Origin of the sequence: Maricaulis sp. (assembly GCF_030149425.1) — a bacterium.
In the GTDB taxonomy this organism is placed as follows: domain Bacteria; phylum Pseudomonadota; class Alphaproteobacteria; order Caulobacterales; family Maricaulaceae; genus Maricaulis.
The window spans coordinates 1-22,303 of sequence record NZ_JASBRQ010000053.1 but is presented as its reverse complement, the minus strand read 5'-3'; the positions used below and the strand labels follow the sequence as shown (position 1 = coordinate 22,303).

General features: G+C 61.5%; 21 protein-coding genes. 5 read left to right on the top strand and 16 right to left on the bottom strand.

All coding sequences use genetic code 11. From position 1 onward, the window contains the following. Positions 1–131 precede the first annotated feature (131 nt). The 3 genes from trpD to lexA all read left to right on the top strand — a co-directional run bounded on the left by trpD (position 132) and on the right by lexA (position 2,753). The gene (trpD, locus tag Q1V57_RS08780; RefSeq protein ID WP_300529734.1) at positions 132–1,151 is read left to right on the top strand and encodes an anthranilate phosphoribosyltransferase; all 1,020 of its coding nucleotides are present in this window, start codon (positions 132–134) and stop codon (positions 1,149–1,151) included. 8 nt (positions 1,152–1,159) lie between these two features. Beyond that, entirely contained in the window at positions 1,160–1,960 is an 801-nt protein-coding gene (gene trpC, locus Q1V57_RS08775) for an indole-3-glycerol phosphate synthase TrpC (protein ID WP_366145119.1), read from the top strand. Between the two features lie 79 nt (positions 1,961–2,039). After that, complete coding sequence (lexA, locus tag Q1V57_RS08770; RefSeq protein ID WP_300529731.1) at positions 2,040–2,753, top strand: transcriptional repressor LexA; 714 nt, start codon at positions 2,040–2,042, stop codon at positions 2,751–2,753. Between the two features lie 109 nt (positions 2,754–2,862). On the opposite strand, the gene Q1V57_RS08765 is transcribed toward lexA, so the two are convergent. Continuing rightward, complete coding sequence (locus tag Q1V57_RS08765; RefSeq protein WP_300529729.1) at positions 2,863–4,914, bottom strand: ComEC/Rec2 family competence protein; 2,052 nt, start codon at positions 4,912–4,914, stop codon at positions 2,863–2,865. A 69-nt stretch (positions 4,915–4,983) separates the two neighbouring features. Between Q1V57_RS08765 and gltX the strand changes: the two genes are divergently transcribed. Both gltX and gltA read left to right on the top strand, forming a co-directional pair. Next, entirely contained in the window at positions 4,984–6,414 is a 1,431-nt protein-coding gene (gene gltX, locus Q1V57_RS08760; RefSeq protein ID WP_366145112.1) for a glutamate--tRNA ligase, read from the top strand. Positions 6,415–6,442: 28 nt separating this feature from the next. Then, positions 6,443–7,747, top strand: a complete 1,305-nt coding sequence (gene gltA / locus Q1V57_RS08755; RefSeq protein WP_300529725.1) for a citrate synthase — start codon at positions 6,443–6,445, stop codon at positions 7,745–7,747. 51 nt (positions 7,748–7,798) lie between these two features. Here gltA and lpxB read toward each other — a convergent pair whose 3' ends face one another. The 15 genes from lpxB to rpsB are packed head-to-tail and all read right to left on the bottom strand — an operon-like array spanning position 7,799 to position 22,278. Beyond that, on the bottom strand, positions 7,799–8,959 hold the full coding sequence (gene lpxB, locus Q1V57_RS08750; RefSeq protein WP_300529724.1) for a lipid-A-disaccharide synthase: 1,161 nt from the start codon (positions 8,957–8,959) through the stop codon (positions 7,799–7,801). A gap of 2 nt (positions 8,960–8,961) precedes the next feature. Then, on the bottom strand, positions 8,962–9,831 hold the full coding sequence (lpxI, locus tag Q1V57_RS08745; RefSeq protein WP_300529722.1) for a UDP-2,3-diacylglucosamine diphosphatase LpxI: 870 nt from the start codon (positions 9,829–9,831) through the stop codon (positions 8,962–8,964). After that, complete coding sequence (gene lpxA, locus Q1V57_RS08740; protein ID WP_300529720.1) at positions 9,824–10,618, bottom strand: acyl-ACP--UDP-N-acetylglucosamine O-acyltransferase; 795 nt, start codon at positions 10,616–10,618, stop codon at positions 9,824–9,826. The genes lpxI and lpxA overlap by 8 nt, the downstream gene beginning before the upstream one ends. Further along, the gene (fabZ, locus tag Q1V57_RS08735; RefSeq protein WP_300529718.1) at positions 10,615–11,061 is read right to left on the bottom strand and encodes a 3-hydroxyacyl-ACP dehydratase FabZ; all 447 of its coding nucleotides are present in this window, start codon (positions 11,059–11,061) and stop codon (positions 10,615–10,617) included. Before fabZ ends, lpxA begins: the two co-directional genes overlap by 4 nt. 4 nt (positions 11,062–11,065) lie before the next feature. Next, positions 11,066–12,100: a UDP-3-O-(3-hydroxymyristoyl)glucosamine N-acyltransferase gene (lpxD, locus tag Q1V57_RS08730; RefSeq protein WP_300529716.1), complete on the bottom strand. Its 1,035-nt coding sequence runs from the start codon at positions 12,098–12,100 to the stop codon at positions 11,066–11,068. A gap of 19 nt (positions 12,101–12,119) precedes the next feature. After that, the gene (locus Q1V57_RS08725; protein ID WP_300529714.1) at positions 12,120–12,710 is read right to left on the bottom strand and encodes an OmpH family outer membrane protein; all 591 of its coding nucleotides are present in this window, start codon (positions 12,708–12,710) and stop codon (positions 12,120–12,122) included. 4 nt (positions 12,711–12,714) lie between these two features. Continuing rightward, on the bottom strand, positions 12,715–15,069 hold the full coding sequence (gene bamA / locus Q1V57_RS08720) for an outer membrane protein assembly factor BamA (RefSeq protein ID WP_300529712.1): 2,355 nt from the start codon (positions 15,067–15,069) through the stop codon (positions 12,715–12,717). 26 nt (positions 15,070–15,095) lie between these two features. After that, positions 15,096–16,274: an RIP metalloprotease gene (locus Q1V57_RS08715; protein ID WP_300529710.1), complete on the bottom strand. Its 1,179-nt coding sequence runs from the start codon at positions 16,272–16,274 to the stop codon at positions 15,096–15,098. A 10-nt stretch (positions 16,275–16,284) separates the two neighbouring features. Further along, the gene (dxr, locus tag Q1V57_RS08710; protein ID WP_366145111.1) at positions 16,285–17,487 is read right to left on the bottom strand and encodes a 1-deoxy-D-xylulose-5-phosphate reductoisomerase; all 1,203 of its coding nucleotides are present in this window, start codon (positions 17,485–17,487) and stop codon (positions 16,285–16,287) included. Next, positions 17,475–18,275, bottom strand: a complete 801-nt coding sequence (locus Q1V57_RS08705) for a phosphatidate cytidylyltransferase (RefSeq protein ID WP_300529706.1) — start codon at positions 18,273–18,275, stop codon at positions 17,475–17,477. The genes dxr and Q1V57_RS08705 overlap by 13 nt, the downstream gene beginning before the upstream one ends. Further along, entirely contained in the window at positions 18,259–18,996 is a 738-nt protein-coding gene (locus Q1V57_RS08700) for an isoprenyl transferase (protein ID WP_300529704.1), read from the bottom strand. The genes Q1V57_RS08705 and Q1V57_RS08700 overlap by 17 nt, the downstream gene beginning before the upstream one ends. A gap of 24 nt (positions 18,997–19,020) precedes the next feature. After that, positions 19,021–19,584 (bottom strand): ribosome recycling factor, encoded by a 564-nt coding sequence (gene frr, locus Q1V57_RS08695; RefSeq protein ID WP_300529702.1) that lies wholly within the window; start codon positions 19,582–19,584, stop codon positions 19,021–19,023. Positions 19,585–19,616: 32 nt separating this feature from the next. Continuing rightward, complete coding sequence (gene pyrH / locus Q1V57_RS08690; RefSeq protein WP_300529700.1) at positions 19,617–20,396, bottom strand: UMP kinase; 780 nt, start codon at positions 20,394–20,396, stop codon at positions 19,617–19,619. A 55-nt stretch (positions 20,397–20,451) separates the two neighbouring features. After that, a complete protein-coding gene (tsf, locus tag Q1V57_RS08685; RefSeq protein WP_300529698.1) occupies positions 20,452–21,387 on the bottom strand; it encodes a translation elongation factor Ts in 936 nt (311 codons plus the stop codon). A gap of 36 nt (positions 21,388–21,423) precedes the next feature. Next, positions 21,424–22,278 carry a 30S ribosomal protein S2 gene (gene rpsB, locus Q1V57_RS08680; RefSeq protein ID WP_366145118.1) on the bottom strand — a complete coding sequence of 285 codons (855 nt, stop codon included), beginning with the start codon at positions 22,276–22,278 and terminating at the stop codon, positions 21,424–21,426. Positions 22,279–22,303 lie beyond the last annotated feature (25 nt).

Below are 22,303 nucleotides of genomic sequence, written 5' to 3'. Positions count from 1 at the left end.
CAGCCTGTGCGCCACAGCGCCGCTGCGCAATGGCGATGTCGCGCGTTCGATACCGTGTGCTGGATCGGCGATGGCGCAGCATAATTGCTCCATCCTGATCTTTCGACCTGACACAATACAAAGAGAGCGGCATGACTGATCTTGCCCAATGCCTGAAGGCCCTTAGCCAGGGTCAACGGCCAGACGACGCCCATATTGCCGGTGCGTTCAACGAGCTGATGGAAGGCGACGCCACGGACGCCGCTATCGGCGGTTTCCTCATAGGCCTTGCCGCGGTCGGCGAGCGCCCCTCCGATATCGCCGCCGGCGCCAAGGCGATGCGCAGCCGCATGCTGACCATCCAGGCCCCGGAGGGCGCGATCGACACCTGCGGGACCGGCGGGGATGGTAAAGGCGCGTACAATATCTCCACTGCTTCCGCCATTGTCGCTGCCGGCGCTGGTGCAACCGTCGCCAAACATGGCAATCGGGCCGCCTCTTCCAAATCCGGTTCTTCCGATGTCCTGGCGGCGCTGGGCATTGCCCTGGACACGCCAAAAGACCGGGTCGAACGCTCGATCCGCGAGGCCGGTGCCGGTTTCCTGTTCGCCCCGGCGCATCATTCTGCCGTTCGCCATGTCGCCAGTGCGCGCAAGGGACTGGGCGTTCGTACCCTGTTCAACCTGCTGGGCCCCTTGTCCAACCCGGCCGGGGTCAAACGCCAGCTGCTCGGGGTCTTCGATCCGCGCTGGTTGGTGCCGATGGCCGAAGCGCTGCGCGATCTGGGCTGTGAACATGCCTGGGTCATGTGGGGTGAGGACGGAATGGATGAAATCACCACCACCGCCCCAACCCGAATTGCCGAGCTACGCGATGGCACGATCCGCGAGTTCTCCGTAACCCCGGAAGATATTGGCCTTGAGCGCGCGCGCGAGGAGGACCTCCAGGGTGGAGACCCGGAGTATAATGCGGCAGCGATCCGGCGCCTTCTGGAGGGCGAGACGGGACCATTCCGCGATATCGTCCTGCTCAATGCCGGGGCAGCGTTGGTCATTTCCGGCCTGGCTGATGACATTGCTGACGGCGCCGCCAAGGCAGCCGCGGCGATCGATGATGGCCGCGGCAAGGCCACGCTGGAGAAAATGATCGCGATTTCCACGGGAGAGGCGTGATGACTGCCATGCCTGACGCGCTGGCGCGCATCACCGCCTACAAGCTGGATCATATCGCGGCCTGCAAGGCCAAACGACCATTCGACGACATCGCGGCGGCGGCGCGCGATGTTGCGCCGGTCCGGGGCTTTTTAGGCGGGCTCGAGCGCGCGTCAGCCGATGGCGGGCTCGGGCTGATTGCCGAGATCAAGAAAGCCAGCCCGTCCAAGGGACTGATCCGCGATGACTTCAACCCGCCGGAGCTGGCCAAGGCCTATGAAGCAGGCGGCGCGACCTGCCTGTCCGTTCTCACCGACACGCCCAGCTTTCAGGGCGCCGACCGGTTTTTGACCGCCGCAAGAGACGCCGTCTCGCTCCCCGCCCTGCGCAAGGACTTCATGTATGACGTCTATCAGGTTGCGGAAGCCCGGTTGCTCGGCGCCGATGCGATCCTGGTCATCATGGCTGCCGTGGATGACGACACCGCCATGGCACTGGTCGAGGCCGCCACCGAATGGGGTATGGATTCGCTGATCGAAGTGCATGACGACGCCGAGCTGGAGCGGGCCCTGACGCTGCCCTCGCCGCTGCTAGGCATCAATAATCGCAATCTGCGCACGTTTGAGACCTCGTTGGAAACGTTCGAACGTCTGGCACCGCAAGTCCCCGAGGACCGGCTTCTCGTTGCCGAGAGCGGTATTTTCACCCCGGACGACGCCGCCCGTGTGCAGCGGGCCGGTGCGCGCGCGCTTCTGGTCGGCGAAAGCCTGATGCGCCAGGACGATGTCACCCGAGCCACCCGGACCCTGATGGGGCCGCAGCCCGCTTGACGCCCTTTTGGAACACATGTAGAACACGAGATGATTTTCCCGGTTTGTTCCGAACCGGTCACCGCTCTTGGGGGTGCTCGTGCTTACGCGTAAACAGAACGAACTTCTGCTGTTCATCCATAAACGGATCAAGGAAACGGGCGTCTCGCCCTCATTCGACGAGATGAAAGGCGCGTTGCAGCTGGCTTCGAAGTCCGGCGTACACCGTCTGATTACGGCACTGGAAGAGCGGGGATTTATTCGCCGCCTCGCCCATCGCGCCCGCGCTCTGGAAGTGCTCAAACTGCCCGAAAGCGCCGTGCCTGACACGCCGGAACAAGCACCGGACGCGCCGGCACCTGAGAGCGATGCCGGATCGAATGTGGTACGCGGTGTGTTCGATACCTCTGCTGATCAAACCGGTCCGGAAACTGTCGAAGTCCCCCTCCTGGGCCGTATCGCAGCGGGTGTTCCGATCTCGGCGATCCAGCATGAAACCGACCGCCTGCCCGTGGCGTCGGGCATGTTGGGCCAGGGTGAGCATTTCGCGCTCGAGGTCAAAGGCGATTCCATGATCGAAGCCGGTATCCTCGATGGCGATACCGTCCTGATCCGCCGCTGTCAGTCCGCTGAGAGCGGTGAAATCGTGGTGGCGCTGGTGGATGACGAGGAAGCCACGCTGAAACGCCTGCGCAAGAAAGGCGGTTCTGTCGCACTGGAAGCCGCTAATCCGGAGTATGAAACCCGGATTTTCGGCCCCGACCGGGTCAAGGTGCAGGGCAAGCTCGTCGGACTGCTCCGGCAATATCACTAGGCCCTCCCCCGCTTGCGCGGGGGCTGGAGCAGCGTGCACCAACGCGCCAATTGAGATTTCGCCTCGTAACGCCCCTGACCAGTTTCAGGGGCGTTGGCTTGTGTGGGGGTCAAGACATCCAGCGTCGCGTGGGGCCGTTGGGATCGGCGTAGCGCAGACGTTTAATCACGCTGCCGTCCAGCCAGGCGACGACCGCGCCGTGTTGCCGTAGGCCCGCCGCATCAATTATCGGAGCGGCGCAACGGCGGGCGAGCCAGGGCGGCACCTCCACGCTGGCTATGATCAGACTGGCCCGGCGGCAATCTTCTTCAAGGTCCTCCAGTGCGTTCAAACGAACGAGCCGGCCATCACCCAGCGGGTAGCCGCAGCCTAATGCATCACACTCGCCTAGCGCCCGTTCAGCCGGGTCGGTCGCCGCGCGGCGTTCCAGGAAGACCCGGCGAGCAAATCGGTCGCGCCGGCGATCACTGGCCTGCCATCCGTCCTCTCCACGGAAGATCAGATGGCCGTTCTCGGTAACCAGCAGATCCGGCTGCGGCGCTGTCGCCCAGACCATCATCGCCAGGGCGAGCCCGGCCAGACCGGCAAGACGCGCCAGTGACCGGCCCAGAACGACCAACCCAAAGCCGGCCGCGTAGAGCGCGAAGATGCCTGCGGGCGCCGCCGGTACAGGCGTGATGGATCCGGGCAGGCCGGCGACCCAGTCGGCGATCAGAAACACCAGTCCGATACCCTGCCCCATCAGCCAGAGCGGCACGCCCTCCAGGCCCAGCGGCATCAGGACGAGCGCCGCAATCCCCAAGGGCATCACCACGAAGGAGAAGACCGGCATGGCCAGGAGATTGGCGAGAAGTCCGAACTGCGCCAGCCGGTGGAAATGGAAGGCGGCGACACCGGCTGTCGCGGTGCCGGCGACGAGGCTGGTCATCGACAATCCCGCCATGGCCTGGCGCAAACGGCCGCCACCTCCTACCCCAGGCCAGCGCTCGGCGACCACGATGAGTGCGGCAACGGCAGCAAAAGACATCTGGAACCCTGCCCCCATGACCGCTTCAGGCTGGATCATCACCACAGCAATAGCGGCAATCGCCAGGGTGTGGCGCGAAACCGGTCGGCGATCGGCCATCACCGCCAGGAGCGCGATAACGGCCATGATATACGCCCTTTGGGTCGGAATGGCGCCGCCGGAGAGGACCAGATACACGCTGGCTGCCAGCAAGGCCGCAATGGCGGCCGGTTTTGAGGTATCGCCACGCCCGGCCCAGGGCGTAAGGGCTGATGTCAAAAGCCGCACAAAGACAAACACCCCGCCAGCCAGCAACGCCATATGCAACCCGGAAATAGCCAGGATATGCCCCAAGCCAGAGGCGCGCAGCGCTTCCTGGTCTGCGCCTGTCAGATATCCGCGCTGCCCGGTCAGCAAGGCTGCGGCCAATGCCCCGTTTCGCCCGTCAAGCTGCGTGGTCACGCGTTCAGCGATGTCTGCGCGCAGCGCCGCAATTGAGCGCGCCCAGCCGTCCTGGTCGAGCGCTTCGCCGTGGCGAACCGGCGTCACGGCATAGCCGGTTGCAGCAATCGCCCGGAAGTAAAAGAAGAAGCGGGAATCATAAGCCCCCGGAACCGCAGCCCGCCGCGGTCGATCGAGTACAGCCTCAAGCTCCACACTGTCACCGGGCCGAAACGCACCGGGTTGGGCGAGGATGCGCACGCGCATCGGTTTGTCGCTGCCCCTCAACCGGATCAAAAGGCGCGGCCGCCCATTGGATGCCCGGTCAATCGTTTCGATCCAGCCGCTGACGGTCTGCGCGCGGCTCTGGGTTTGAAACTCACGATCGAAACCCGCGCTCCGCATTTCTGAACGGGCAAAGCCCAGAGCCGCCCCGCACAACAGCGCCAATACCATCAAGACGACGAGAGAGCTGCGAAACTGCAGCACGGCGAGGCCAGCCAATAAGACAATAAAGACGCCTAAAGCGCTCACCGCGGCTATCGCTCCCGGATCCACCGGCCAGGAGAAGAATATGGCCGCTCCGGCAATCAGTCCGCCAGCAAAAGCCAAAGCGGTATTTCCGACCTGCCCTGTGCGCACGCGCGGCCCGTCCAGCCGCTCAAGGAGCCGGGTTATCCAGTGAATGACGTTACGGGCTGCAGCTGCAAACATGAATGTAGCTTCACTCTATCGCCAGCGATCCAATCCATGCTAACACCTAATTCCTTCCCGCAGCGCAGCATGATCTCGCAAGTGCAAGAAAATAATTCGATGATCCGTACCCGATTTGCGCCTTCGCCGACCGGTTTCCTCCATATTGGCGGGGCCCGCACGGCTTTGTTCAACTGGCTGTTTGCGCGTCATCATGGCGGCGAATTCCTGCTGCGAATCGAGGACACGGACCGTGCCCGCTCCACCCAGGAAGCGATCGACGCGATTTCCGAAGGTCTTAGTTGGTTGGGACTGGATTGGGATGGTGACGCCATTTCCCAGTTTGCCCGCGCGGATCGTCATGTCGAGGTGGCCAATACCCTGATCGAAAAGGGCCGCGCTTTCCGCTGTTACTGCACGCCCGAGGAAGTCGACGCACTGCGCGAGCAGGCCTTCGCCGAGGGCCGTGCCCTGCGTTCGCCCTGGCGTGATCGAGATGCCGCCGAAGCGCCGGCCGATGCGCCCTTTGTCGTGCGCTTCCGGGCCGGCGATGAGGATGTTGTCATCGAAGATGCGGTTCAGGGCGATGTGCGCTGGGCCGCCAAGGAGTTTGACGATCTCGTTATTCTGCGCTCCGATGGCACGCCGACCTATAACCTCGCCGTAGTGGTTGATGATCACGACATGGCCATCACCCATATTATCCGAGGCGATGATCACCTGGTGAATGGTGGTCGCCAGAGCCAGATCTATGATGCCATGGGCTGGGCGCGCCCGGTGTTTGCCCATATCCCGCTGATCCACGGCCCGGACGGCAAGAAACTGTCCAAACGCCATGGCGCCCTCGGCGCGGAAGCCTATCGCGATATGGGCTATCTGCCCGAAGGCCTGCGCAATTACCTGCTTCGCCTGGGCTGGGCCCATGGTGATCAGGAGGTGTTTACCGACGCCGAAGCTGTTGCGGCCTTCTCCATGAAGGGGCTCAACAAGGCCCCCGCGCGCATGGATTTCGACAAGCTCGCCCATATCAATGGCCATCATCTGGGCAAGGCTGATGATGCCCGCCTTGGCGCGCTTGTCCGGCCGTTTGTCGACGCGCTGGAAGACCGGATCGATGACGCAGACGTGATCGCGGCGCGCTATAATGCCGCGATGCCGGTGCTGAAAACTCGCGCCTCAACGCTGGAAGAGCTGGCCCAACAAGGCTATTTTCTCATCAAGCAGCGTCCGTTCGAGTTTTCCGGCAAGGCCGCCAAGGCCTTAAAGGACGAGGCGCGCGACCGTCTTAACCGCCTTTTCACTCATCTGTCCGATCTCACGGTCTGGAATGAAGATGAGTTGGCGAACGCACTACAGAGTTTCGCGGAATCCGAAGAGGTCGGATTCGGCAAAGTCGGCCAACCGCTGCGCGCGGCATTGACCGGCGGGGCTCCCGCCCCAGATTTGGCGCAAGTCATGGTCTTCCTGGGCCGCGACGAAGCGCTCGATCGCATACAGGAACAAATGTCGCCGGCGAACTGAGCCGGTCACCGCGTATAGGGATGATGTCATGGATAGCAAAGCCAAGCCGAACGGAACTGCCACGCTTAACTATAAGGGCGAGAATTACGAGCTTCCGGTCTTCTCCGGCGAGATCGGCCCGGATGTGATCGACATCCGCACGCTCTACAAGCAAACCGGCGCCTTCACCTATGATCCGGGCTTCACCTCGACGGCGAGCTGTGAAAGCCAGATCACCTATATCGATGGCGATGAAGGCACCCTGCTCTATCGCGGCTACCCGATCGATCAGCTGGCAGAGAAATCCAACTTCATGGAAGTCTGCTACCTGCTGATGAAGGGCGAACTGCCGACGGCCAGCGAATTCGAGACCTTTGACTGGACGATCCGCCGCCATTCCATGCTGCACGACCAATTCGAGATGTTCTTCCGCGGCTTCCGCCGCGATGCGCACCCGATGGCCATCATGGTGGGCACGGTCGGCGCTCTGTCGGCTTTCTATCACGACTCAACGGACATCAATGATCCCGAGGCGCGCACGATCGCCTCGCACCGCATGATCGCGAAAATGCCGACGATCGCGGCCCGCGCCTACAAATACGCTATCGGCCAGCCCTTCATCAGCCCGCGCAACGAGCTGGACTATGCCGCCAACTTCCTGCGTATGTGCTTTGCCGTGCCGGCAGAAGACTATGAAAACAATTCGGTTCTGGCGCGCGCCATGGACCGCATCTTCATCCTGCACGCCGATCACGAGCAGAACGCATCGACCTCCACCGTGCGCCTGGCCGGTTCGTCCGGTGCCAATCCGTTCGCCTGTATCGCTGCCGGCATCGCCTCGCTTTGGGGCCCGGCGCATGGCGGTGCCAACGAGGCGGCGCTGAACATGCTCAACGAGATCGGTTCCGTCGACAAGATCCCGGAATATGTCCGCAAGGCGAAAGACAAGAACGACCCGTTCCGCCTCATGGGCTTCGGTCACCGCGTCTATAAGAATTACGATCCGCGCGCCAAGGTCATGCGTGAGACCTGTCACGAGGTCCTCGATATTCTCGGCGTCCGCAATGACCCCACCCTGCAAGTCGCGATGGAACTCGAGCGTATCGCACTGGAAGACGAATACTTCGTCGAAAAGAAGCTGTATCCGAATATCGACTTCTATTCGGGCATCACGCTCAAGGCGATGGGCTTCCCGACCGAGATGTTCACCGTGCTCTTCGCCCTGGCCCGTACGGTCGGCTGGATCGCACAGTGGTCGGAAATGCTGGAAGATCCGAGCCAGAAGATTGGCCGTCCGCGCCAGATCTTCACCGGCGCCCAGTCCCGCGACTATATCGACGTCTCCAAGCGCTAGACCGCTTGTATCCCACAAAAAAGGCCGTCCCATCCGGGGCGGCCTTTTTTTTCATGGCTCAAGAACGCCCAAGACCGTCTGTGCCGCCCTGTCGCTGGCTTCGCCACGCCCGCGCATCTGGACCGTGGTTTCGATCAGTCGCCGACTGACGATCGCACGCCCGGCCGCATCATCCAGAAGTGCACTGACCGCCTGCGCCATCAGTCCGGCCCTGACGCGGGTCTGGACGAATTCCGGAACCAGCATTTCGCCCGCCGCGATATTCACCAAGCTGATGAAGGGTGCTTTCATGATGTTGAAAGCACGGATAATGGCCCAGGTCAGCCAACCTAGCTTATAGCCGGTCACGGTCGGCACGCCGGCAGTTGCCAGCTCGGTCACCACAGTACCGGAACAGGCCAGGGCGACATCTGCGGCCGCAAAAGCATCGGTCTTCTCATCTTCCTCGACAATCACGGCCCCGAACTCATCGGCAAACCGTGCCGCCAGCGGGGCAAGTCGCTCAGCCACCGGACCTGCGATGACAATAATCGGCCGCACCGAACGGCTATCGGTGAGCTGCTGTATGGTCTGGGTGAAATCACCGGCCATACGATCGATCTCAGACTTGCGGCTGCCAAACAGCACCAGCACGGTCTCTTCATCCGCGGCTACGCCATGGCGCGCCCTGAAACCGGCGCCGTCTCCCGGCTCCACCCGATCCAGCGTCGGATTGCCGACAAAGGTCACGGGCAAGCCGTAAGGCTGATAATAGGGCGCGTCGAAACTCAAAATCGTCATCAGATGATCGACTGCGGCCGCTAAGGTCTTGGCCCGGCCCGGACGGGTCGCAAATACCTGCGGGCCGACATATTTGATCAGCTTGATCGTGGGGTCGATGGCGCGCACCCCTTGGGCGACGCGAAGCATAAAGCCCCAACTATCGATCAGCACGACCGCATCCGGCTTGTGCCTGATGATATCGGAGACGGTCTCGGCGACCCGAGCCTTGACCCGGCCGAAGGCTTTCAGGCCATCAAAAAAGCCGAGAATGGAGAGGCCGGATATATCAACGGCGCTGTTCACACCCTCCGCGGCCATGGCCGTACCGCCAACACCGTGAAACTCAACCTCGCCGCCGGTCTGGGTTTTGAGCGCCTTGATCAACCCGGCGCCGAGAAGATCACCGGACCGTTCTGCAGCGACAACATAGATCGAGGGGCGCAAGGTCATATCTATCCCGCCTTGCCCACAGGCGGCACGATAGCCAGGAACATGCCGTTTTCTGCCATAGCGGCGTTTACGGCCTCCCGTTCCAAGATCAGCGCAGCACCGGCCTCCAGCACGATGCCAGCCAGACCCGCCTCAGAACATCGCTGCACCGTGCCGACGCCGATAGTCGGAAGATCAACCCGGCGTTCCTGCTCGGGCTTGGGCATTTTTGCCAACACGCCACGGCGTTTTTCGGTCGAACCGCGCAGGGCTCGATCAAGTCCGGCCACCCGGTCCAGCATCCCATTGGTGCCTTCCTGGGCTTCCACGGCCAGAACCAGACCATCGGCAACCACACAAGCCTGTCCGATATCGAGCTCACCGATTGACCGGGCGATTTTTGCCGCTTTCTCGATATCGGCTTGATGGCTTCTCGCCAGTTCCGGCGCTATGGCATTGTCTGCCCCCGGCGCCAATCCGGCGAGCACTTCATCGGCACCCGCAACACGAAATCCGGCTTGCTCGAACTCGCCAACCACGACACGGATCAAGGCATCATCGCCCTTGCGGCCTGCGGCGAGCGCCTTGGGCACCAGGATCAGACCACGCGTATCCATTTTCAGCGCCTTGACGTCCGGCCGTGTGACATAGCCGGCGAAGCAGACCGCGTCGCAATTCGCTTCATGCAAGGCTTTAATAATCTTGCCGATCTGCCCGACAGAAATGGCTTTTGTTTCGAAACCGGAATAATCCCGGTCGGCAAAGCCGGACAGCTCCACCACGAACGGGTTTTCCGCGGCGATCGCTCGCGCCAGGGTCAAAGGCAGATCGCCACCACCGGCCAAAATCCCCAGCCGCGACCAATTTCCGGCTTGAGGCGTGGCGTCAGTCATTGGGCATGCACAGTGAGCGTTTGGAATCAGCCCGGATGAAATCGATGATCTCTTTGACCGGGGCGTTTTCCGTATAGGCGTTCGACACATCGTCGATCCGCTCCTGGAAAGTACCCTCTGCGGCGAACAGCAAGCGATAGGCGGTCCGCAGATCACGCAGCGTGTCTCGCGGCATGCCGCGGCGTTTCAGGCCCACGACATTGAGCCCGGCGAGACGGGCATGGTTACCAATGACGGAGCCATAGGGAATGACATCCGCCGTCACCATCGCCATGGCACCGATAAAGGCGTGGCGCCCAATGCGGCTATTCTGGTGCACACCGGCATAGCCGCCCAGAATTGCGTGATCGGCCACGGTTGTACCGCCGCCGATAGCAGCGCCATTGGCGAAGACCACACGATCACCGACCACGCTGTCATGGGAAACATGGCTGTTGACCATGAAATAGCCGTCGTCACCCACCCGGGTTTCCCCACGACCGACGCTGGTACCAGGGTGCATGGTAACATTCTCGCGAATGATATTGCGCTGACCGATCACCAGCTTGGTATCTTCGCCCTGATATTTGAAATCCTGCGGCGGATGGCCGAGATGGACACCAGGATAAAGCACGCAGTCTTCACCGATCGTGGTATTCCCGGCGACAGTTGCGTGCGACAGCATGCGAACCCGATCGCCGAGCACAGTGCGCGGGCCAACCATGCAGAATGGGCCGATTTCAACGCCCTCGCCCAATTGTGCAGCGGCATCGACGATGGCGGTTGGATGGATCACCGGGGCGCTCATGCGTGTTCCACCGCTTTGGCCGCGAATTCTGCCTGCGCCGCCTTGGCACCGTCGGCATAGACCTCGCCCTTGAACTTGAACACGCCATGGCGCGCAGCCGTAACCACGACCGGCATGCGCAACATCATGCCCGGACGTACCGGCGTACGGAATTTCACCTTGTCAGCGCCCATGAAGAAGATCGTCACCTTGGACGGGTCCGCCTGTAGTGTCTTGGACATCAAAATGGCACCCGTCTGCCCCATGGCTTCGATCATCAGAACGCCGGGCATAACCGGATTTCCGGGGAAGTGCCCCGGAAAAAACGGCTCATTGGCCGTTACCCCTTTAAGGCCGGTGATCGAGGTGCCTTCGACATAATCCTCCGCCGCGTCCACAAGCAGGAATGGATAGCGATGCGGGATCAATTGTTGGATTTCGGTGCTTTCGATCCGATCGGACATGGCATCAGCCCCCTTTTTTGCTTTTGTCCTTGGACTTTACCAACCGCCGGATCTCGGCGATTTCACGCATATGACGGCGGATCGGCTGGGCCGGTGCCCCGGCATAGGTTTCCCCCGCGGGCACATCATTCATCACCGCGGAATTCGATCCAATGCGCGCACCCTCGCCGATTTCAACATGATCTGAAATCCCGACCCGTCCGCCGAACATGACCCCGTCGCCGATCGTGGTCGAACCGGAGACCCCGGCATAAGCCGGCATCAAGACAGACCGGCCAACACGAACATTGTGCGCAATATGACAGAGATTATCGAGTTTGACGCCGTCATCGAGACGGGTTTCGCCAAAGACGGCCCGATCCACACAGGAATTGGCCCCGATCGTCACCCGGTCTCCCAGCCGCACCATGCCGAGATGCGGGATGTCGATGACGGTACTACCGGCCACCGCGACCCCGAACCCGGCTTCCCCCAGGACAGCGCCGGCGAGAATTTGGCATTCGCGGCCGATATCGCTGCAGGAAATCGACGCATTCGCACCGATAACGCTGCCTTCGCCAATCCGGCACCCGGGTCCGATATGGGCGCCCGGGCCAATCCAGGCTCCTGCGCCAATCTCCACGTCCGGTCCAATCACGGCATTGGGGGCGATCACCGCATCCGGGGCAATCTTTGCGCTTTGATCAATAGCCTCGGGACCGGCGATGCGACGCGGACGGAATAGTGAGGCCGCGATAGCCGCAAAACCGGCGCGCGGCGCCGCATGCACGAGGACAATCGCTCCACGCTCAACGAGGGCATCCTTGAGCGCTTCCGGTGCCAGAATGACAGCATCATCCAGATCTGCCGCCTCAGCGGCAGCGAGCAACTTGGCCGACTCGACATAGGAAACCGCACCGCGGCTCGCCTCACCGAGCGGAGCGACCGCATCTACCGTTGTCTCCCCAGCCCCAGAATCAGAAATCGCCGCGTCGGACAACGCAGCGATTTCCGTGATCGTTCGGGGGCCAAGCCGGTCGTAGAACCTGGGGTCAGCCACGTGTCATCCGATCCTTGTCTTACTCGCCGCCTTCCGAGGCAGCCGGATCGACAGACACGCGGACCCGGTTGACCGGAACGGTCGGCAGTTGAGCGTTGAGCTGGGTGATCAGCTGCTGGCTCATATCGACGCTCTCGCTGGCGTAATAAACCACCGAGCGATCGATCAGCAGGTCAGGCGCTTCGTCAGCCACCAGCTGCTGTACAATTGCATCGAGCGCTTCACCAACCGGGCGCAGGGCCTGGACGCGCGTGCGCTCCAATTCTTCCGCGCGGATGCGGCGGGCCTGCTCGTAAGCTGCCGCATTCTGGTTCAGTGTCTCGATACGCTGCATCAGATCCGGACGCGCCTGCACAGCGGCCTGGGTCATGTTCGAGGTTTCGGCATTAAGCGCTTCACGCTCGGTTGCGAGGGGTGCGCCGATGGCCTGCAGCTCAGCGGCCATCTCGGTCTGGATCGTGTTCAAGCGCTCGGCCACATGCTGGCCGACCTCGCTTTGAGCCAGGACGCGGTCGCGGTCGATCACGATCACCTTGGTCTGCGCCATCGCCGGACCGGCGAGCGCCACCACCGCCAGCGGAAGAAGCAGAAATGCTTTGAGAAATTTCATAACTTTAGAACCCTGTTCGTGTGCTGAAGCGGAAGAATTCCGTTCTGTCGTACTCTTCCGCCATAAACGCCTCTGCGAAGTCGAAACGGACCGGACCGAACGGAGAATCCCAGAAGATACTCACGCCAGCCGAAGCCCGTAGCGCCAAATCGTCGACCGTAAAGATCGGACTCGTTCCCTCGTCAATCTGGTCCACGGAGTCGAGGAGACCCAGCGTACCAAACTCAGTGAAGACGCTTCCGCTGATGCCGTATTGCTCCGGCAGTCCCAGCGGGAAGCTGACTTCAAGTGCGCCAATTGCATAAAGCCTGCCACCCAGGCTATCGCCACGATTCAATTCCCCGGTTTCGTCATTACGCGAGACAGTACGCGGTCCCAAGCCGCCTACGTCAAAGCCACGGAAGCTGTTGCCGCCTTTGAAGAAACGGTCGTTGATCCGGATTGAATCGCCGCCCCATCCCAGAATGAAACCGGTATTTGCGGTGAAGCTCGCCACCATGTCGCGCCACAGTCCGTAATAGAAGGCGGACTGAATTTCGGTACGCACATAGTTCACATCGCCACCGACACCTGCGAGATCCTGGCTCACCGTGAGACGGAAACCGTCGCTTGGTTCGATCGGATCATTCAACTGCGACCAGCTGAAGGAGTAGCCCAGAACCGAGGTCGTCCGATTGCCGGACTGGCCCTGCAGGGCAGCTGAAGCGCTGGAGAAGACAAAGACATTGTCGTTCCGGATCGTGTAGCGCAGCTGCATGTTCGTGTTGGCCGTCACCGGGAAACCGAGACGCACGGAGCCACCGGTCGATTCCGTTTGGAAGGACGCTTCGCTCAGGAAGTCGGAATTGACCCGGAAGAGGTCGAAACCGGCGGCCAGATTGCGGTCCAGGAAACGCGGCTCGGTAAAGCGGATATCGATCGTCTCCCGGCGCGAACTGGCCGAGATGCGGAACCGCAGGAACTGACCGCGGCCGCGCAGATTGCGCTCTGAAATCGACAGATCAACCAGGAAGGCATCGGTCGAGGAGAAACCGGCACCAAAGGCCAGCTCACCGGTCGGCTGCTCGGTCACATCCACCTGCAGGCGCGCGCGGTCGGCGCTCGAACCCGGGGTTTCCGTAACTTCGACTTCCTCGAAGAAGCCCAGACGGCGAATATTATTACGCGAGCGGTCGATCAGGACGCGGTTGAAGGCATCGCCTTCAACGACATCAAGTTCGCGCCGGATGACGCGATCAAGCGTCCGCGTATTGTTCACGATATCAATGCGCTCGATATAGACGCGCGGACCTTCGTCGAGAATGAAGTTCACATCGACGGTCTGGGTCTCGCGGTCACGCTCGATGATCGGGCGGATATTGATGAAGGCATAGCCCGATGCGCCCGCTGCGAAGGTCAGCGTGTCAATCGATGCCTCAATGGCATCCGCGCGATAGGTGTCGCCGGTCGTGATCGGCAGGATGGCCTGCAGGAACTCGTTGTTGAGCTCTTCAATCTGGCTGTCGACGGTGATCTCGCCGAAGTTATAGACCTCGCCCTCATCAATGGTGATGGTGAGGTAGAAGCTCTCCTGGTCGGGCGTCAGCTCGGCGACAGAGGACAGGACGCGGAAGTTGGCATAGCCACGGTTCTGGTAGAACTGGCGCAGCAACTCCTGATCATACTCCAGGCGATCCGGGTCGTAATTGTCGTTCGAGGAATAGAAACGCCACCAGCGCGATTCCTGGGTCACCAGTTCGCGACGCAGACGGCGGTCCGAGAAACTTTCATTGCCTATGAAGTTGATCCGGCGAACACCGGTCACCGGGCCTTCGGAAATTTCGAAGATGAGATCGACGCGGTTTTGCGGCAGCTCGATGATCTTCGGCGTCACGGTCGCCGCAAAACGGCCCGAACGACGATAAACCTCGATGATTCGCTGCACATCCGATTGAACCCGGGCACGGGTGAAGATGGCGCGCGGCTGAGCCTGGATCTCATCGGTGATCTTGTCATTGTCGATCGCGCGGTTCCCTTCCAGGACCACGCGGTTGATGATCGGGTTCTCCTGCACGCGAACGACCGCGATATTGCCGCGATCTTCAATCTGCACGTCAGAGAACAGCCCGGTTGCGAACAGTGTCTGGATCGACAGGTTCACAGTGCGCGGGTCCATGGGCTGGCCCGGCTGGATCAGCAGATAGGAGATGACCGTATCGGCCTCGACCCGCTGATTGCCCTGGACCAGGATCTGCTGGATCACCGGCTGAGCCTGGGCGGCGGGCTGCCCCGTTTCAGATGCCGGATCCTGAGCCTGTACAGCCGCCCCCAGGCTGCAGGTCATCAGGGCCGCGAAGAGCACACGCAAAACACTCGCCATGGAAGATCGCCGCTTTCTGAGCTCAGTCAAAACCATTGACTGAGCTTGTAGTTAATATCGTTCCAGGTCGCTAAAAGCATCATCCCAAGCACAAGTGCAAGCCCCAACTGAAAACCAAGTTGTTGCGCTTTCATGCTCAACGGGCGTCTCGCGACCGCTTCATAGCCGTAATACACTAAATGACCGCCGTCGAGGATCGGGATCGGTAACAGGTTCACCAATCCCAGTCCGACCGACAGGAAAGCAGCCAGATTGATCATGTTTCGCAGCCAGAAATAAAAGCTCTCTGCCGGGTTCCGACCCGCCTCAACGCTGACCTGCGCCGTTTGACCGGCCACCTCGGCAATGCCGAGCGGACCGTTGAGCATGGTCGGCGGCGCACGCAGCGTGACCACATAAGACACATAGCGCGCAGTCATATTGACCACAGTCCAGGTCTGGTTGACGCCATGAGCCACAGCCGTGAACGGATTATAGCTGCGTTCGGCAATCTGGGCTCCGGGCCCGGAGCCCAGTCCAAGCTGAGCGATCTCGCGGACACCACCGAAACGGTCTTCGACCTCGGTCAAACGCGAAGCGGCATGAATCACGACCGTCTCACCATTGCGCTCGACCTCGAAGCGCAATTCCTCGCCCGGACGCCAGCTCACCTCGGTGGGAATATCCCGGAAGCGATCAACAGATTTGCCACCGATAGCGGTAATCCGGTCACCCGGCAGGAAACCGGCTTCCGCAGCAGGCGACCCCTCGACAACCGACCCGACCACCGGCTCGAGATAGCGCTCGCCATAGACCTGCGCCAGCAGCGCGAAAATGAAGATTGCGAGGATGAAGTTCGCGATGGGGCCGGCTGCCGTGATGAAAGCCCGCTGCCAGATCGGTTTGAAGTGATAACACTTGTCCGATGCGTCCCCCATGCGTTCTCGAAGCTCCTTCAGCTTCTCCGCATCGGGCTCGCTGGCAGCCCCGGCATCGCCGAGAAACTTCACATAGCCGCCGATCGGCAGTGCCGCGATGCGCCAGACCGTCCCATGTTTGTCCCGCCAGGACATCAAGGTCGGGCCGAAGCCCATGGAAAAGGCTTCTGCGTGCACACCGCACCAGCGTCCGGCCCAGTAATGCCCCAGCTCGTGAATCACCACGACAATGGAGATCAGGAACACAAAGGAGACGATGGCCAGCAGGGAGCCCAATATCACGCTCATGAGGAAATCCTTATCCGTTCTGTGCGGCCGGCACGCCCATCAAGTCGCGTGCCAGCTCCCTCGCCCGCTTATCAATCGCGAACACGTCGTCGAACGCCCCTAATTGCGACGGCATGTCCTCATCCCCCGCCGCTCGGTCCAGAGCCTCGGCAACACTTGCGGCGATGTCAAGAAAGCCGATCCGGTCGTCCAGAAAGGCCGCTACTGCGATCTCGTTGGCAGCGTTGAGTACGGTGGGCGCAATGCCCCCCGCCTGAACCGCCTCGCGCGCCAGCCGCAGGGCCGGAAAGCGCTCCAGGTCCGGAGGTTCAAAATCGAGACGGCCGGCCTGTATCAGATCGAGCCGTTCCACCGGTGCGGTCATGCGCTCGGGCCAGGCCAGGGCATGCGCAATCGGCGTCCGCATGTCGGGAGACCCCATCTGGGCCAAGACGCTACCATCACCGTAATGCACCATGCCATGGACGATGGATTGCGGATGCACAACGACGCGAACCTGGTCCTCTGGCAGATCAAACAGCCAGCAGGCCTCGATCACCTCCAGACCTTTATTCATCATCGTCGCGCTATCGATGCTGATCTTTGCGCCCATATCCCAGGTTGGGTGCGCCAGTGCGTCTGCCCGCACCGCACTTTGCATGCGAACTTCATCCCAGCTCCGGAACGGGCCACCGGAGGCCGTCAGCGTAATGGCATCGATGTTCGCGCGGTGTGCCCCGTTAAACACCTGAAAGACGGCGTTATGTTCACTATCGACCGGCAGCAGACGCGTGCCGCACCGGGCTGCTTCCTGCATGAAGAGCCCACCGGCACACACCAGACATTCCTTATTGGCGAATGCGAGGGCTGTACCCTGTCGCAGGGCCGCCAGGGTCGGTCGCAGCCCTGCCGCACCGACAATGGCCGCCATGATCCAGTCCGCCCGGCGTTGGGCAGCCTCGATGACACCACCCTCACCGCTGGCGATTTCGATGGGCTGCCCCAAGAGCGCCTGCCGCAATTCGGGTTCGCAAGCCGGATCGGCTATGGCGACAAACTCGGCCTTGTGCTGGATGGCCAAACGCGCGAGCTCACGAGCATTGGTGCGCGCGGTCAATGCGACGACTTCATACTGCCCAGGCGAAGCCCGGTCGATCAGATCGAGGGTCGCAGCGCCGACAGAACCGGTCGCGCCCAGCACGGATATCCGCCGCGGTGCGCTCACAAAGCCCATCCTAAATCAATAAAACGCTGGGCGATCACGGCAATGATGACAGCCAGCATCAACGCATCGACGCGGTCCAGCACCCCGCCATGCCCAGGGATCAACGTACCGCTATCCTTTACCCCGAACGAGCGCTTGAACAAGGACATGGCAAGATCACCGGCAATTGCAGCAGCGGCAACGACAAGCCCGAAAATCAGAACAGCCCCGGTTTCCAGCCCGAAAATCATGCCAGCCGCCCAGGCCGCTGCCATGCCGGCCGCGAGCCCGGCAAGGAAGCCTGACCAGGTTTTATTGGGGCTAGCCTGCGGCACGAGTTTGGGTCCTCCGATCCAGGTCCCCACAAGGTAGGCGAAACTGTCGGCCGCCCATACGATGGAAAACAGCAGGATGACAGCCGCCAGCCCGGACGGCTCCTGGGCTCGCATCGCGGCCAGCAAAGCTGCCGATAGCGCGACATAAAGCACGCCCAGCACTTCCATAGACCAGCCGCGACGCCAGCGCTCGACCCCGCTACCCAATGTCCCCAGAGCGCCCCAGATCACCGCATCGGTGATCGAGGTCTGTCCGGCAAGCAAGACCGTGCCTGAGGCGGTTGCGCAGGCGATGGCATAGGCTACCGGCGGAGCCTCGCGGTCCGACATCTGGATCCATTCCCACGCCATGGCTGCCGCAAAGGCCGCGACCCAGGCGGTGAAGGCCAACTCGCCATACCACAGCAAAAGAACTGCAAGTGGACCAAGGATCAGGGCGGATAGCAGGCGCTTGCGGAATACGGGATCATGCCGCGCCGGCATTCACGCCTCCATAGCGCCGGTCACGCGCCGCATATTCGCGTACAGCGCCTTCCAGATGAGCGGGCGAGAAATCCGGCCACAAGACATCCAGGAACAGCAACTCGGCATAGGCCGCCTGCCACAGAAGGAAGTTGGAAATGCGCTGTTCGCCGCTGGTGCGGATCAAGAGGTCGACATCGGGAATGCCGGCCGTGTCGACCCGTGTGCTGAACAATGCCTCATCAATTCGCGCAGGATCGATCTGCCCACCAGCCACATCGTCGGCGATAGAGCGGCAAGCCCGGACGATCTCATCGCGCCCGCCATAATTGAAGGCAATGGTGAGGAAAAAGTCCGTATTGTCGGCCGTCTGGCGTTCGGCGCGTTCGATGATCTCCAGAATATCCGGAGACAGGTCATCGCGCCGCCCGGCGACCTGCACCTTTACGCCGCGCCGGTCGAGCGTGTTGAGGTCAGCCTCGACATAGCGCTTGAGCAATTCAAACAGCGCTCCGACCTCATCGGCCGGGCGGTTCCAGTTTTCCGTAGAGAAGCTGAAAAGCGTGAGATGGCGAATGCCAAGCTTGCCCGCTGCCTCAACCGTCTTGCGAACCGCATCGACACCTTTGGAATGCCCAAAGGAACGCGGCCGCCCGCGTTGTTTCGCCCAGCGTCCATTGCCGTCCATGATGATCGCCACATGGCTCGGCACAGTCAGGGTTGCGGGCGCCGTCTCGGTCATTCTGGTCTCCGCGAGAACCGGCAATCAGACCTGCATAATCTCTTCTTGCTTGGTCTTCAGGCTGTCATCGATGCCCTTGATGGCATTATCAGTCAGTTTCTGGACGTCTTCCGCGAACATTTTGTGCTCGTCCTCGGACAGATCGCCATCCTTTTCCATTTTCTTCAGCGCGTCCATGCCGTCGCGGCGCACATTGCGCACAGCCACGCGTGCATTCTCGGCATAGGTGCCGGCAAGCTTGGCAATCTCGGCGCGGCGCTCTTCATTGAGCGGCGGGATCGGAATACGCAGAAGCTGACCTTCAACCACCGGGTTAAGGCCAAGAGCGGAATTGCGGATCGCCTTGTCCACTGCGCCGACAAGGTCCTTGTCCCAGACCTGGACCGAAATCATGCGCGGTTCGGGAACGGAAACCGTACCCACCTGGCTGATCGGCGTCGGCGAGCCATAGGCCTCAACCTTGATCGGATCGAGCAGCGCGGCACTGGCGCGACCAGTACGCAGACCGCCGAACTCCTTTTTCAGCGAATCCACTGCGCCATCCATGCGGCGCTTCAGGTCCGCCTCATCGTAATCCACATCGCTCATGGACGTTTCCCCTTATTATTGTCTTGGACGGTTCAGGCCCCGGCGGCCGCAGGCTCGCGGACTTCACCGATAATGGTGCAGACGCCCTCGCCGGCGAGCACCTGGGCCAGGCCGCCCTTGGTGTGAATATCGAATACCACGATCGGAATCGCATTTTCGCGCATCAATGTCACCGCCGAAGCGTCCATGACCTTCAGATCGCGCGTCAGCACATCGAGATAGTCGAGCCGGTCGTAGCGTTCCGCATCCGGGTTTTTGCGCGGATCGTCGGAGTAGACGCCATCGACCTGGGTGCCCTTGACCAGTGCATCGCACCCCATCTCTGCCGCGCGCAGGGCAGCAGCGGTATCGGTCGTGAAGAAGGGGTTGCCGGTACCGGCGGCGAAAATCACCACCCGGCCCTTTTCCATATGCCGTGTGGCACGGCGCCGGATATAGGGCTCGCAGACCGTGGTCATGGGAATGGCGGACTGCACCCGGGTCTGCACACCAATGCTTTCAAGAGCGGTCTGCATCGCCAGGGCGTTCATCACCGTTGCCAGCATGCCCATATAGTCGGCGGCGGTGCGGTCCATGCCCTTGGCTGCGCCGGACAGACCACGGAAGATATTTCCGCCGCCAATGACCAGGCACATTTCCGTGCCTGCATCGACGGCCTGTTTGACCTCGCCGGCGATCCGGTTGGCGGTTTCCAGATCAATGCCGAATTGCTGCGAACCCATCAGGGCTTCGCCGGACACTTTGAGCAGAACCCGCCGGAATTGCGGCGGGTTTGTATCGCCCGAAGGCGCGGAGGAAGCAGAATCAGTCACGAGGGTCAGCCTATAGAAAATGGCGGCGCTGAAACAGCGCCGCCATGTTGCTTGATTAGGCTTGGCCGGTAGCGGCCGCGACTTCAGCAGCGAAGTCTTCTTCTTTCTTCTCGACACCTTCGCCCTTGGCCATACGGACAAAGCCGGTGATCTCGACCGGGGAGCCGAGCTCCTTGCCGGCATCCTCGAGAACCTTCTCGATGGTGCGGTCCGGGTCCATGACGAAAGCCTGCTTCAAGAGCACGACTTCCTCGAAGAATTTGCGCATGCGGCCTTCCACCATCTTCTCGATGATGTTGTCCGGCTTGCCCGAGGCGCGCGCCTGGTCGGCGAAGACTTCGCGCTCCTTGTCGGCAATCGCGCTGTCGACGCCGTCAATGTCGACGGAGACGGCAACCGCCGGGGAGCCGGCCGCGACGTGCATGGCGATCTTGCGGCCCAGCTCGGCCAGCTTGTCCTTGTCGCCTTCCGACTTCAGGCCCACGAGCACGCCGAGCGCGCCCATGCCGTCAGCTTCGGCATTGTGGACGTAGGACGCGACAACACCCGGCTCGGCCGTGATGACCTGGGTGCGGCGCAGGGACATGTTCTCGCCGATCGTGGCGACCAGGTTGGTCAGCTTATCTTCGACGGTCTCGCCAGACGGCAGGGACGCTGCCTTGAGCGCGTCGACATCACCGCCCGTGGTCAGGGCCAGGGTCGCAATGTCCTTCACTGCAGCCTGGAAGGTCTCGTTACGGGCCACGAAGTCGGTCTCGGAATTGACCTCGACAACGGCGCCGTTGGAGCCGTCCGTCGCAACGGCGACAAGGCCTTCAGCGGCGACGCGATCAGCCTTCTTGGCAGCCTTGGACAGGCCCTTCTTGCGCAGCCAGTCGACAGCGGCTTCGAAATCGCCGTCCGTCTCGTTCAGCGCTTTCTTGCAGTCCATCATGCCTACGCCGGTTTTCTCGCGCAGTTCTTTTACCAGTGCAGCCGTAATTGCAGCCATCGGTATTCTCCTGGAGTATTCGGTCGGTTGAAGCCGTTAGGCTTCGGTTTTGTCGGTGTCGGTGGACGCTTCCGCCGGGGCTTCAGCGGTTTCGGCCGGAGCTTCAGCAGCGGCTTCTTCAGCAGCCGGAGCTTCCGCTTCGATCATGGCTTCGACCGGGGCTTCAGCTTCGCCTAGGTCAACGCCCATGGCGAGCTGGCTGTCGGCCATGCCGTCGAGGATGGCGTCGGCAATGAGGTCGCAGTACAGGGCGATCGCGCGGCTGGCGTCGTCATTGCCCGGGATCGGGAAGTCGATCGGGTCCGGGTCACAATTCGTGTCGACGATGGCGACAACCGGAATGCCGAGCTTCTTGGCTTCCTGGATGGCGATCGCTTCCTTGTTGGTGTCGATCACGAACATCAGGTCCGGCGTGCCGCCCATGTCCTTGATACCGCCCAGCGAGCGTTCCAGCTTGTCGCGCTCACGCGTCAGCATCAGCTGTTCTTTTTTGGTCAGACCTTCAAGGCCGCCCTCGCTGTCGAACATGCCCTCCAGTTCGCGCAGGCGCTGGATGGAGTTCGAAATCGTCGACCAGTTGGTCAGCGTACCGCCGAGCCAGCGCTGGTTCATGTAGTACTGGGCGCAACGGCCAGCTGCCTGAGCGATCGGCTCCTGGGCCTGACGCTTGGTGCCGACGAAAAGAACGCGGCCGCCCTTGGCAGCGGTTTCGCGCACTTTCACCAGGGCCTGGTGCAGCAGCGGGACCGTCTGCGACAGGTCGATGATGTGAATGTTGGAGCGATCGCCGAAGATGTAGTCTTTCATCTTCGGGTTCCAGCGGTGCGTCTGGTGTCCGAAATGACAGCCAGCTTCGAGCAGCTGGCGCATGCTGAATTCAGGGAGAGCCATCGATGTATCCTTTTCCGGTTGGCCT

What these genes read in the sequence shown, in the direction of transcription:
- trpD (WP_300529734.1), top strand. Translation starts at nt 132, where the DNA reads ATGACTGATCTTGCCCAATGCCTGAAGGCCCTTAGCCAGGGTCAACGG.
- Q1V57_RS08725 (WP_300529714.1), bottom strand. Translation starts at nt 12,710, where the DNA reads ATGAAATTTCTCAAAGCATTTCTGCTTCTTCCGCTGGCGGTGGTGGCG.
- tsf (WP_300529698.1), bottom strand. Translation starts at nt 21,387, where the DNA reads ATGGCTGCAATTACGGCTGCACTGGTAAAAGAACTGCGCGAGAAAACC.
- Q1V57_RS08715 (WP_300529710.1), bottom strand. Translation starts at nt 16,274, where the DNA reads ATGAGCGTGATATTGGGCTCCCTGCTGGCCATCGTCTCCTTTGTGTTC.
- Q1V57_RS08705 (WP_300529706.1), bottom strand. Translation starts at nt 18,275, where the DNA reads ATGCCGGCGCGGCATGATCCCGTATTCCGCAAGCGCCTGCTATCCGCC.
- fabZ (WP_300529718.1), bottom strand. Translation starts at nt 11,061, where the DNA reads ATGTCCGATCGGATCGAAAGCACCGAAATCCAACAATTGATCCCGCAT.
- lpxB (WP_300529724.1), bottom strand. Translation starts at nt 8,959, where the DNA reads ATGACCTTGCGCCCCTCGATCTATGTTGTCGCTGCAGAACGGTCCGGT.
- frr (WP_300529702.1), bottom strand. Translation starts at nt 19,584, where the DNA reads ATGAGCGATGTGGATTACGATGAGGCGGACCTGAAGCGCCGCATGGAT.
- Q1V57_RS08700 (WP_300529704.1), bottom strand. Translation starts at nt 18,996, where the DNA reads ATGACCGAGACGGCGCCCGCAACCCTGACTGTGCCGAGCCATGTGGCG.
- gltA (WP_300529725.1), top strand. Translation starts at nt 6,443, where the DNA reads ATGGATAGCAAAGCCAAGCCGAACGGAACTGCCACGCTTAACTATAAG.
- trpC (WP_366145119.1), top strand. Translation starts at nt 1,160, where the DNA reads ATGCCTGACGCGCTGGCGCGCATCACCGCCTACAAGCTGGATCATATC.
- rpsB (WP_366145118.1), bottom strand. Translation starts at nt 22,278, where the DNA reads ATGGCTCTCCCTGAATTCAGCATGCGCCAGCTGCTCGAAGCTGGCTGT.
- Q1V57_RS08765 (WP_300529729.1), bottom strand. Translation starts at nt 4,914, where the DNA reads ATGTTTGCAGCTGCAGCCCGTAACGTCATTCACTGGATAACCCGGCTC.
- dxr (WP_366145111.1), bottom strand. Translation starts at nt 17,487, where the DNA reads ATGGGCTTTGTGAGCGCACCGCGGCGGATATCCGTGCTGGGCGCGACC.
- gltX (WP_366145112.1), top strand. Translation starts at nt 4,984, where the DNA reads ATGATCTCGCAAGTGCAAGAAAATAATTCGATGATCCGTACCCGATTT.
- bamA (WP_300529712.1), bottom strand. Translation starts at nt 15,069, where the DNA reads ATGGCGAGTGTTTTGCGTGTGCTCTTCGCGGCCCTGATGACCTGCAGC.
- lpxA (WP_300529720.1), bottom strand. Translation starts at nt 10,618, where the DNA reads ATGAGCGCCCCGGTGATCCATCCAACCGCCATCGTCGATGCCGCTGCA.
- lpxI (WP_300529722.1), bottom strand. Translation starts at nt 9,831, where the DNA reads ATGACTGACGCCACGCCTCAAGCCGGAAATTGGTCGCGGCTGGGGATT.